This window comes from Methylorubrum aminovorans, from assembly GCF_022179725.1.
In the GTDB taxonomy this organism is placed as follows: Bacteria; Pseudomonadota; Alphaproteobacteria; order Rhizobiales; family Beijerinckiaceae; genus Methylobacterium; species Methylobacterium aminovorans.
On record NZ_BPRC01000062.1, the window covers coordinates 1 to 9,495 of the forward strand.

A 9,495-nucleotide genomic window follows, 5' to 3' on the forward strand; every position below is an offset into this window, starting at 1 on the left:
TCTGCTCTTCGGTGAACCTGCTCTTCTTCACGGCTCTGCTCCTCCCCTCAGGGGCTCACACAACCGGAAAACTCGCACTCACGCCGGACCAAAGCGATGGGGGGACGTCACCGCCCGGTCCTCTCTGCCTCGCCTCTCGCGTCTGGTCCTCGACGTAGGCAGCCAGCAGATAGGCGCGCTGCCGCTCGTTGAGCCCGCTTGCGATCGCCTCGAGGGCCGCGGCGCCTGCCATCGGTTCAGCGCACCAACTGGACCTCGACGCCGACGGCATCGTCCAGATGCGCCCAGGCTTGATCCGCCGTGAGGGCGACGAGGCCGCGGGACTTCGCCAGCGCCAGGCAGGAGCGGTCGCCGAAGGACAGGCCCGCCTGGCGCGTGGCCTGTCGCAGCGCACCGGCCTCGACGGCCTGCGCGCGATCGAACTCGATCACCGCGAGGTGCAGGTGGTCCAGCGCCCGGCTGATCGTCGCAACGGGACCGCCGCGCTCTACGAGCTTGGCGATCACCTCGGAGTAGTTGACGGAAGATATGACCGAATCGGTCAGCACTGCATGGACGCGATCCTGACCCTCTTCCTGATTGAAGAGGCACAGCAAGGCCGAAGCGTCCAAAGCGTAGGTCACTGCCATGCTCTCACTCTTTGGCCGCTTCGGCTCGCCGGTCGGTGATCAGCTCATCGACCACACTGACCCCTTCGGGAACAAAGCTCCGAACGAGCTTCTGGATCTCGGCGATGGCGGCATCGCGCGAACGGACTCGAAGCTCGCCATCTACCACTTCCATGACAACGGTATCGCCGATCTGAAGCCCGAGTTCGCGCCGGAAGCTGGCAGGGATGACAAGTTTGCCACCATCGACGATTTTGGTGGAACGTGATTCCATTGCCTGTCCTGTCATATGAGTAGCCGAGCGCATATTATACCCAAACGGCCTGGGTTGCCAGGGAGTGGCTTCGATCGGGCGACAGTGCGTGCAAATAGGGTATACCGTTCCGCGCCGGTCTCGTGGCACGCCGCAAACGAGTAGCAAAAGGGTCAGTTTTGATTTATGCGTCAAGGGTGGTGCGCAAGCCACCTTTTTGGCACGTTTGAGAGCCCCGAATGGCCCGTTTCGGCTATGCCCGCGTCTCCTCCACCGATCAGGACCTCACCATCCAACTCGAGAAGCTGAAGGCCGCCGGCTGCACCGTGATCCGCTCGGAGAAGATGTCGGGCAAATCCGCCGACGATCGGCCGGAGCTGGCCACCGTGATGCAGTTTCTGCGCGAGGGCGACGAGTTGGTGGTGGTCCGCCTCGATCGGCTCGGCCGCTCGACTCGCGACGTTCTCAACCTCGTCCACGACCTCGACCAGAAGGGCGCCTCCCTGCGCATCCTCGATCCCGAGCTGACCACCGGCGGTGACGTCGGGCGGATCGTGGTGACCGTGCTCGGCATGGTGGCGGAGATGGAGCGCAAGTTCATCCTGGAGCGCCAGCGCGCTGGCATCGAGGCCGCCAAGGCGGCCGGGGTCTACGCCGGCAAGGGCCGGCCGAGATCCGTGCCCGAAGAGGAGATCCGGCGACGCCACGCGGAAGGGGAGGGGCCGACCGCCATCGCACGAGCCCTCAAAGTCTCACGTAGGAGCGTCTATCGGGCTCTGGATGAGCCCAATGTGCAGAGTACCTCCGGCCTCCCACATGACTTCGTCTCGATCGACTCGAAGACCGCTTGAGAGCTGCCCCCGGAGGATTGAAGCACGGGCTTCAGGAGACATGGGGTAACAGCTACCGCCGCGTTGGCGCTTGATGAAGCGCACGGTCAGGCGCTTGCTGTGGCTTTCGACGTAGGAACAGCCCCCATGACGAGCTACGTCGGCCTTGACGTTTCCCTCGCGGAGACAAGGGTGTGTGCTACACGCGATCTGAACGGACGGCACCGAGTTCGAGCGGCGGGAGACGGCGGCAGCCTGACCCTTCGCTCCACCCCGCTCTCGCGAGGGAGGCGTCCTGCCGGGACGCAAGTTGGGGCCGACCCCGGAGCGATCGTTGCAGCTGATCTCAGACCCGCGCGGCTGTGAAATTGGGGCGGCTTCGGCTACGAACGCTCATGTTGAGGCGGCCACCCGACCTCGGAACGAACCTTGTCCCCGGAACCGGAATTCTCGATCGAATGAAGCGCATCAACATTCTGGGCAATTCTGGAAGTGGTAAGTCAACATTGGCGCGGATGATTGGTGAGCGTCTACAAATTCCAGTTGTTTATTTAGATAAGATGTTTTGGGAGCCAGATTGGCAAGAGGCTGATACGCGAGTGTTCCGGCAGCGTGTTGCCCGCGCTGTCAGCGGAGACGCTTGGGTTTGTGAGGGCAACTATGCAACCAAGACATTTGATCTGCGCATTCCTCAAGCCGATCTCAACGTCTGGCTTGATACGCCTCGGATGATTTGCGCGACCCGCGTCATCTTAAGAAGTATGGGGATCAAAGATAGACCTGATCTTCCTGCCGGATGCAAAGAAGGTAATTTCAGGAACACGCTAGAGCTTGTGCGAGACGTGTGGCGATTTGAGGCAACCAGACGCAGCCGCGTTGACGCGGAATTAGCTCGATGGGCAAAGGCGGAAACGGTTCTGCATCTTAAAGAGCCGGATCAGATCGCAAAGTTCTTGACGACCATCTAACGATGCGCGCGTACCTAATCCGGCCTTGACGGCTTCTTCGCTGTTAACGAACGATCGCTCGACCCTGATGGGAGCGAGGCCGCCTGCGCCTTCGAGGAGATCGCTGACGCTTTCGCAGGTGACCATGCTCATTTCCAAAAATGATCTGAGATTTGCTAAGATATCAACTTTGACTGGATATCATAAAAATCCGGAACTACCGTGAGAAATGATACGCCTGATCTATCGCTGTTTCCGTGGGCGATATTGTTTCTTAAGCTGTAGTAGGTGATCGCTTTTTTCCAGGCGCTTCCAGGCCCGGCATGTTTGTCGGCCACCAAGGCCAGCCTGTCTTCGAATTTCATCCGATCGAGATCTAGATTATAGAACAACCTGCGTGTCTCAAATTTGCTTTCAGAGTTTCCTGCGGCAATCATTTTGCCGACCCTGTCATTGATCTCGTTTTCTAATTGGCCCCATAATAAAACAAAAAAGGCATTCTCCGTCAGGACTCGCTTGTCGGCTATGGCCTGTTGTGCCGCCGAGTCATTGGCATTGATTGCGGCATTGTATATGCTGGTGAGATGACTGTCGATTTCGTTGAATGTTGCCAATATCTCGGCGACAAGCTTCATTGTAGTGCCTCGATCCAGCTTTCGCGGGTCAATCCCTTGAGAGCCGAGCGGCCATCGTTGGAAGCGATCCGCCAAGTCGGTACTTCCTCGCCTCGTTCACCGCCGACAATGATCTTCTTCTTATCGCCTACAAGTACATCGAGGCGACCATTAGCCCCAATGACCCAGAGACCGAACGGAATCACTTTTGCCTTCCAAGCTTCGCCCTCGAACACGTTGAGGACAGGAAGCTGTCGTGGCTGAACACCATACTTCCGCATCATCTCCTCGTTCATCGTGACGCCTTGGGAGTGCTCTGCGCGATAGCCTGGTGGGAGCCATGCGGTAAGGTCGCTATACAGTGCGTCGAGCCGTGAAACCCAGTCTTCGACACGAGTTTGCACATAACGCGCATCGATTGGTTCAGCCTCCGGCTGGATAATCTCTTGTATCATGGTGCCGCCAAGCTGCCGCTATCGTGGTCTGAAGTCACTCATTTCGAGTTGGAGGTTCTACCGTCGTCGGAGGCTTTTCAAGCGCGGATCTCCAATCCGATCTTGATGGAACGCATGGCGGGTGAGTTCGTTTCGAGCGCGTCCCTTCGGGACCGTGTCCTACTCGCTGCGCTCCCCGAACCCCGTTCCGGGTTTCGGCCTCCGGGTGACGGCCACATCGCGCGGCCCACGAAAAGGTGCGCACCCCTTCCTGGAGCGCCAACGCGCAGGCATCGAGGCCGCTACATCCCCCAAGGCGGATGGTCGGTGAACAAACCCGCATCGGACGGGTCGCCGGCCCCTTTCATGCATCTGGCCGGCAAACAGACGGAGCGTGTCACTATGGTCGGCCGAGCTGGCTTTTGCTGCTCGACGAATGTCGCCCGAAGGGCCCTCAAGCCACGTCGACGAACAGGTCGAGTTGCTGAGCCGTGAGCTGTCGCCGAGCTGTCGACTGTCGACCCCGGCTCTTGCGCGGCGTCGATCCCGTAGTCGGACAGGCGAACACAGGCAGAGGCACGCCCGCCTTTGCGTAGAGGTACGCCCCGACGCACGCACCGTCTTCCCTCATCAGCACGATACAGGTGTGAGACGCGGATCTCAGGATGCGCCGCGTCAGCCGCGTGGCGGGCGGCAAAGCCGTCAGTGCCTTCAGCAAGCACGTCAGCCCGGCCGACTGAACACCGAGGATCGGATATTCGAACGCCAGCCCGGCGCAGTTCTGGCGCGCCGCGCCCGCCGTGGTCGACGGGAACGGGTTGAGACCGACCCCGGTCCCATTGTCGAGCAGGAACGCCGCGAGCAGGTCGCGATCTTTGCCCTGCATCTGTGTGGCCAGGCGATGGCGGTCGGATGAAGCCATCCTGCGCATCACGATACCGGATACGGCCCGAGGAACAGGTCGCCGAGCGCCCGGCGGCGCAGATATGTGATCCGCCGTCGGCGTAAGTGCTCGGGCCGGTCATGGATCAGGTGGCAGCGCTGGCACCAGGCCGCGAGATCCTTGTCGCCGTTCAGGCTGGTGTCGTGGGCGCGGTGGCAGGTCGCCAGGATCGGCACCGTCAACCGAGCCCGGGACAGCGCCTCGAGCCCGGGTGGGCGGCGTAGGGGCCGACCGCGGCCGGTGCGCCAGTGCCCGGCCTCGGCGTCGTACCAAGTGCCCTCGTCGAGGCAGACGATCAGCTGCCCATGCGGGCGCCCGCAGGCCTCGCAGCGCCCGCCGGCCCGGCCGAAGCGGATCACCGCCGAGAGCTGCGGCCAGTCGATTGGGTAGAAGTGGCGGTGTTCGGGGCGGATCGGCACGGTGCGGCGACGCTACCATGGCCGAGGAAAGGGCGAATCCCCCTTCGAGCGATTTCCTGCCTTGGAAGTGCGGATCAGGTTCGAGAGCCCAAGAAGAACCCGCTTCGCCCGAGGGCTTGCGTGACCCGTGCCGCTCGACCGCGTTCGCCGGTCTCGCGATGCAGTCGGGAGGCCGGACGATGACGAAGATTCTGAACAGGCGTTGTGCAGGGCGCGCGGACGGCCACGATCCTCGGCCCGACTTGCGGATCGACGGGAGCGCCGGGTCGGGAGCGGACATGGATTGCATTACCGTCGCCGCGCCGGCTGAGGGCGAGCCCGCCCGCTTTGGCGGTCTCCACGCATCGATCGGCGAGACGGTCGGGGCCTCGGTCTACGCGGCGGTTAGCGAGGGCGGCGCCCTATGGTGCCGCCAGAAGGCAAGCGGATCCTTTGCCGCTCCGCACAATCCACAGCTCGATCCTACAGCATGTTGAGTTTGCCCGGCGATCGCCTACCATTCCTAGCGTTCGAGGTTCTTCCGTCCCATCGGGCGGGAGCTAAGCTCGTCTTTGGCCAATTTGGCGGGCGTTTGAGCGCGATGAGGTGACGAAGCGGACGTGGTGGCTAGGCTGGTGGTGTCCCTCGCCAGAGACACCGCATGCCGCAGCTACCCGCCCGCTTCGCCGGGATCATCCTCGCCTTCGCGCCGCTGTTCGTCCAGCGCTCCTGGCGGCACGCGCAGGTCCTTCTGATCGGCGCGATCCTGGCTCCGGGACGCCGCACCGTCACGAGCGTGCTACGCATCACGGGCCGCAGCCAAGAGCGGCACTTCGTGAACTTCCATCGTGTGCTCAGTCGAGCGGCCTGGAGCCCACGAACCGGCGCACGCATCCTGCTACGCCTCCTCGTCGATGCCTTCGTGCCACGCGGTCCCGTGGTGCTGGGGCTCGACGACACAATCGAGCGGCGCTGGGGCCGGCGCATCCGAGCACGCGGCATTTACCGCGACCCCGTCCGCTCGTCGGACGCTCACTTCGTCAAGACGAGCGGCCTGCGCTGGATGAGCCTGATGTTGCTGGGGCCAATTCCATGGGCCAGGCGGGTCTGGGCGCTGCCCTTTCTCACGGCTCTCGTCCCGTCGGAACGTGCCTGTCGCGAGCAACACCGCCGGCATAAGCCCTTGCTCCACGTCGGACGCCAGCTTGTGCTTCAGGCCCGCCGCTGGCTCCCGAGGCGGGATCTCGTGCTGGTCGGTGACAGCGGCTTCTCGGCTCTGCTGTTCCTCGACGCCATGCGCCGCATCAGCGTGACTGCCGTCACGCGCCTGCGCCTTGATGCAGCGCTCTACGATCCGGCTCCACCGAGGTCTCCAGGCACGATCGGACGCCCCCGCAAGAAGGGTGCACGGCTCTCCACCCTGGCCAAGATCCTGACTGCGAAGACGACCGGGTGGCAAAGGCTTATCGTGCCGAACTGGTATGGCACGGGCGAGCGCACGATCGAGCTCACTACGGACACCGCCGTGTGGCACCATTCCGGCCTTCCAGCGGTACCGATCCGATGGGTTCTGATCCGCGATCCCGAGCATCGCTTCATGCCTCAAGCGCTGCTCTGCACCAATCTCGCACAGAACCCGGCTCAAATCATCGAATGGTTCGTACAGCGCTGGCAAATCGAGGTGACCTTCCAAGAGGCGCGCGCTCATCTCGGCGTCGAGACGCAACGGCAGTGGTCCGACAGGGCCATCGCGCGCACGACCCCCTGCCTGCTGGCGCTATTCTCGATTGTCACCCTCCTTGCCACGCGGCTCCCAGCCTGCGAGCGCCGGCGGGTCGCAGCAACCGCGTGGTACCCCAAACCACAGCCCACCTTCTCGGACGCGCTCGCCGCGGTCCGTCATGCAATCTGGCGCGAACAGGGTTTGGCAACGTCACGAGGGCGAAGTGACCGAACAAAACGTCGCTTCACTTTGCCGACGCCCTGGGCCTACGCCCTATGCCACGCTGCCTGAAAGGCCAAAGACGAGCTAAGAGCGTGGGACAAAACCGCGGCTGATGGGGTTGGGAGAGGATGGACGCTCTCGTACCCGACGATCTCTGGGCGGTGGTCGAGCCGCTTCTGCCGCCTGAGCCCGAGAAGCCGAAAGGCGGTCGCCCTCGTGCCTCTGACCGGGCGGCGCTGGCCGGCATCATCTTGGTGCTGCGGTCCGGCATGCAGTGGAAGCACCTGCCGCGTTCAGAGGTGGGCTGCAGCGGCAAGACGAGTTGGCGGCGGCTGGGCACATGGCAGGCGGCCGGCGTCTGGGCCGCGTTGCACCGGGTGATGCTGGAGCAACTTCAGGACGCCGATGCGCTCGACTGGTCGCGGGCGGCTCTCGACAGCGCCAGTCTGCCGGCCAAACGTATGGCCCGCCCCGTCCGCAAGTGGCTCTGGATACGCTGGTCTGAGCAGTCTGCATAAACGTATCCGGCCTTCGGGCGAGCCCTTGGCCAAGATGGAGATCCGCGCGTCCTGGGCCTCATAAAGGGGTCGGCGTCGAGCGCCATTTTTGCCGGGAGGCTTCCAGAACACCGATCGACTGTCAGGCCATCTTCCTTTCACCGCTCGCAGACATCGGAAGGCCGGCGCGCCGCGCGGGCCGAACTCGGATCAGGCAGCCACGGCCGCCGGCTCGTAGACCCGCCCGTGGCGCAGAAGCGCCCAGACGATGCGCGCCATCTTGGCTGCCAAGGCCACCACCGCCGTGTTGGCATGCGCCCGCTCCAGCAGCCCGCGCAGCCACTGCCCGAGCCGCGTATCACCCTGCCGGAGCGTCGGCATCGCGGCCCGAGCGCCCTGGATGAGCGTCTTGCGCAGATACTTGCTGCCGCGCTTGGTGATGCCGACCAGCCGGGGCTTCCCGCCGGTCGTCACCTGCCGCGGTACGAGGCCGAGCCAAGCGGCTAGGTCACGTCCGCGAGCGAAGCTTGCTACGTCGCCGATGGCCGCAATCAGCGCGGTCGCATTAAGCGCGCCGATGCCCGGGATGGTGGTCAGCCGACGCGCGTTCTCGTCCGTACGCGCCTGCTCGGTGAACTCGGCATCCAGCGCGGTGATACGCCGGTCGAGCTCCTGCCAGCGCTCGCGCACCTCCGCCACCAGGGTGCGCATGCGCGGTGTAAGCGAGGAGCCCGCCCCCGTGTCGAGTAACTCGGTCAGAGAGGCGGCCAGCTTGGCCCGCCCCTGCGCGACGACATGGCCGCGCTCCAAGAGGATAGCGCGGACCTGATTCATGAGCGCCGTGCGTTCGCCCACGAGTTGGTCGCGCACCCGGTGCAGGGTCTGTACGTCGAGCTGCTCCTCGGACTTGAGTGCCACGAACCGCATCGTCGGGCGGGTGGCCGCCTCGGCGATGGCTTCGGCGTCGCGGTCGTCGTTCTTCTGCGCCTTGACGTACGGGCGCACGTATTCCGGCGACATCAGCCGGACCGTGTGTCCCTGCTCCACGAGGGCTCGGCCCATGTGGTGCGCACCGCAGCACGCCTCCATCGCTACGACGCACCCTGGCAGCTTCGCGCCGAAGGCGATCACCGTCTCGCGCCGCATCCGGCGACGCAGAACGACCCGTCCGCTCGCATCCAGCCCGACGAGGCTGCAGCTGTTCTTGCCCAGATCGATCCCCAGCACCGCGATCGTCATCGCTCCACTCCATCACTCATCTCGGCCACCCTGCAAGCCTAGCAGGATGGCCCGGTGAGGGGCGGGCCATCCATAAAGGGGCTGTGCAACGGGCCCGAACCCGACGGATCGGGGTAAGCCGGGCACGAAGCGCCACCTCGTCGTGGATGCCAGGGGCACGCCGCTCGGCCTGACGCTGAGCGGGGCCAACTGCAACGACAGCCGTATGCTGGCCGCCACGCTCGATGCGGTACCGGGCGTGCGCACGGGTCGGCGCGGCCGCCCGCGGCGCAGACCCGACAAGCTGCATGCCGACAAGGGCTACGACCATCGCCGTTGTCGGTGCGAGTGCCGGGCTCGCAGCATCACACCGCGGATTGCCCGGCGTGGCATCGAGAGCAGCGAACGGCTGGGTCGCTATCGCTGGATCGTTGTTTGATCGCGTTGCAGACGTCAAGTCGGAGAGAGTGGTCACCGCCGGATCGTGGTTGTTTCCGCGGTCGGCCCCTATCGACCGCCGCACCATGCGTCTCGAAGCGGAGCTCACCATGTCGAACGCGCGGTCCGGTTCTACACCGGCCACAAGACCCAACCCGGGATGGCTCTGCTCGCGTCCCGGCGGGGACGCCTCTGTCCGCTTCACGCCAGCGGATCTCAGTGAACGACTTCTGTGCGCCTCGGCAGCGAACGCCTCATATGGGATTGCCCCGTTTTTGTGGACGGTTCAGGGGGCTTGGCTGAGCAGGGTCTCGATCGGCAGTTCTGACGCAGTCTCCTGCTCGTAGACGACGGGCGAGCGGTAGCCGAG

At 64.1% G+C, this 9,495-nt stretch carries 11 protein-coding genes and 2 pseudogenes; 6 read left to right on the top strand and 7 right to left on the bottom strand.

The window, feature by feature from the left end; genetic code table 11:
• Nucleotides 1–236: 236 nt before the first annotated feature.
• Nucleotides 237–629: a type II toxin-antitoxin system VapC family toxin gene (locus MFF24_RS28125; protein ID WP_238229153.1), complete on the bottom strand. Its 393-nt coding sequence runs from the start codon at nucleotides 627–629 to the stop codon at nucleotides 237–239.
• Between the two features lie 4 nt (nucleotides 630–633).
• Nucleotides 634–882: an AbrB/MazE/SpoVT family DNA-binding domain-containing protein gene (locus MFF24_RS28130; RefSeq protein ID WP_238229154.1), complete on the bottom strand. Its 249-nt coding sequence runs from the start codon at nucleotides 880–882 to the stop codon at nucleotides 634–636.
• A 218-nt stretch (nucleotides 883–1,100) separates the two neighbouring features.
• Between MFF24_RS28130 and MFF24_RS28135 the strand changes: the two genes are divergently transcribed.
• Both MFF24_RS28135 and MFF24_RS28140 read left to right on the top strand, forming a co-directional pair.
• Nucleotides 1,101–1,712, top strand: coding sequence for a recombinase family protein (locus tag MFF24_RS28135; RefSeq protein ID WP_238229155.1), 612 nt, complete (start codon nucleotides 1,101–1,103; stop codon nucleotides 1,710–1,712).
• A 437-nt stretch (nucleotides 1,713–2,149) separates the two neighbouring features.
• A complete protein-coding gene (locus MFF24_RS28140; protein ID WP_238229156.1) occupies nucleotides 2,150–2,659 on the top strand; it encodes a P-loop NTPase family protein in 510 nt (169 codons plus the stop codon).
• Between the two features lie 155 nt (nucleotides 2,660–2,814).
• Here the strand turns inward: MFF24_RS28140 and MFF24_RS28145 are convergent, their stop codons facing one another.
• The 4 genes from MFF24_RS28145 to MFF24_RS28160 all read right to left on the bottom strand — a co-directional run bounded on the left by MFF24_RS28145 (nucleotide 2,815) and on the right by MFF24_RS28160 (nucleotide 5,048).
• Nucleotides 2,815–3,273 carry a hypothetical protein gene (locus tag MFF24_RS28145; RefSeq protein ID WP_238229157.1) on the bottom strand — a complete coding sequence of 153 codons (459 nt, stop codon included), beginning with the start codon at nucleotides 3,271–3,273 and terminating at the stop codon, nucleotides 2,815–2,817.
• The gene (locus tag MFF24_RS28150) at nucleotides 3,270–3,707 is read right to left on the bottom strand and encodes a hypothetical protein (RefSeq protein ID WP_238229158.1); all 438 of its coding nucleotides are present in this window, start codon (nucleotides 3,705–3,707) and stop codon (nucleotides 3,270–3,272) included. The genes MFF24_RS28145 and MFF24_RS28150 overlap by 4 nt, the downstream gene beginning before the upstream one ends.
• Nucleotides 3,708–4,140: 433 nt before the next feature.
• A complete protein-coding gene (locus MFF24_RS28155) occupies nucleotides 4,141–4,608 on the bottom strand; it encodes a hypothetical protein (RefSeq protein ID WP_238229159.1) in 468 nt (155 codons plus the stop codon).
• Nucleotides 4,609–4,616: 8 nt separating this feature from the next.
• Nucleotides 4,617–5,048, bottom strand: coding sequence for a hypothetical protein (locus MFF24_RS28160; RefSeq protein WP_238229160.1), 432 nt, complete (start codon nucleotides 5,046–5,048; stop codon nucleotides 4,617–4,619).
• Nucleotides 5,049–5,227: 179 nt separating this feature from the next.
• Between MFF24_RS28160 and MFF24_RS29175 the strand changes: the two genes are divergently transcribed.
• The 3 genes and pseudogenes from MFF24_RS29175 to MFF24_RS28170 all read left to right on the top strand — a co-directional run.
• Nucleotides 5,228–5,524 carry an adenosylcobinamide amidohydrolase gene (locus MFF24_RS29175; RefSeq protein ID WP_506302719.1) on the top strand — a complete coding sequence of 99 codons (297 nt, stop codon included), beginning with the start codon at nucleotides 5,228–5,230 and terminating at the stop codon, nucleotides 5,522–5,524.
• Between the two features lie 164 nt (nucleotides 5,525–5,688).
• Nucleotides 5,689–7,041 carry an IS701 family transposase gene (locus tag MFF24_RS28165; RefSeq protein ID WP_238229161.1) on the top strand — a complete coding sequence of 451 codons (1,353 nt, stop codon included), beginning with the start codon at nucleotides 5,689–5,691 and terminating at the stop codon, nucleotides 7,039–7,041.
• A gap of 59 nt (nucleotides 7,042–7,100) precedes the next feature.
• A pseudogene (locus MFF24_RS28170) lies at nucleotides 7,101–7,433 on the top strand (IS5-like element ISMex19 family transposase); the annotation flags it as partial.
• A 246-nt stretch (nucleotides 7,434–7,679) separates the two neighbouring features.
• Here MFF24_RS28170 and MFF24_RS28175 read toward each other — a convergent pair.
• Nucleotides 7,680–8,708 carry an IS110 family RNA-guided transposase gene (locus tag MFF24_RS28175; protein ID WP_238229162.1) on the bottom strand — a complete coding sequence of 343 codons (1,029 nt, stop codon included), beginning with the start codon at nucleotides 8,706–8,708 and terminating at the stop codon, nucleotides 7,680–7,682.
• A 79-nt stretch (nucleotides 8,709–8,787) separates the two neighbouring features.
• Between MFF24_RS28175 and MFF24_RS28180 the strand changes: the two are divergent.
• Nucleotides 8,788–9,120: pseudogene (locus MFF24_RS28180) on the top strand (IS5-like element ISMex19 family transposase); the annotation flags it as partial.
• Between the last annotated feature and the right edge of the window lie 375 nt (nucleotides 9,121–9,495).

Coding starts and splice junctions, on each gene's coding strand:
- MFF24_RS28130 (WP_238229154.1), bottom strand. CDS start 882: ATGGAATCACGTTCCACCAAAATCGTCGATGGTGGCAAACTTGTCATC.
- MFF24_RS28175 (WP_238229162.1), bottom strand. CDS start 8,708: ATGACGATCGCGGTGCTGGGGATCGATCTGGGCAAGAACAGCTGCAGC.
- MFF24_RS28140 (WP_238229156.1), top strand. CDS start 2,150: ATGAAGCGCATCAACATTCTGGGCAATTCTGGAAGTGGTAAGTCAACA.
- MFF24_RS29175 (WP_506302719.1), top strand. CDS start 5,228: ATGACGAAGATTCTGAACAGGCGTTGTGCAGGGCGCGCGGACGGCCAC.
- MFF24_RS28125 (WP_238229153.1), bottom strand. CDS start 629: ATGGCAGTGACCTACGCTTTGGACGCTTCGGCCTTGCTGTGCCTCTTC.
- MFF24_RS28145 (WP_238229157.1), bottom strand. CDS start 3,273: ATGAAGCTTGTCGCCGAGATATTGGCAACATTCAACGAAATCGACAGT.
- MFF24_RS28135 (WP_238229155.1), top strand. CDS start 1,101: ATGGCCCGTTTCGGCTATGCCCGCGTCTCCTCCACCGATCAGGACCTC.
- MFF24_RS28155 (WP_238229159.1), bottom strand. CDS start 4,608: ATGGCTTCATCCGACCGCCATCGCCTGGCCACACAGATGCAGGGCAAA.
- MFF24_RS28165 (WP_238229161.1), top strand. CDS start 5,689: ATGCCGCAGCTACCCGCCCGCTTCGCCGGGATCATCCTCGCCTTCGCG.
- MFF24_RS28150 (WP_238229158.1), bottom strand. CDS start 3,707: ATGATACAAGAGATTATCCAGCCGGAGGCTGAACCAATCGATGCGCGT.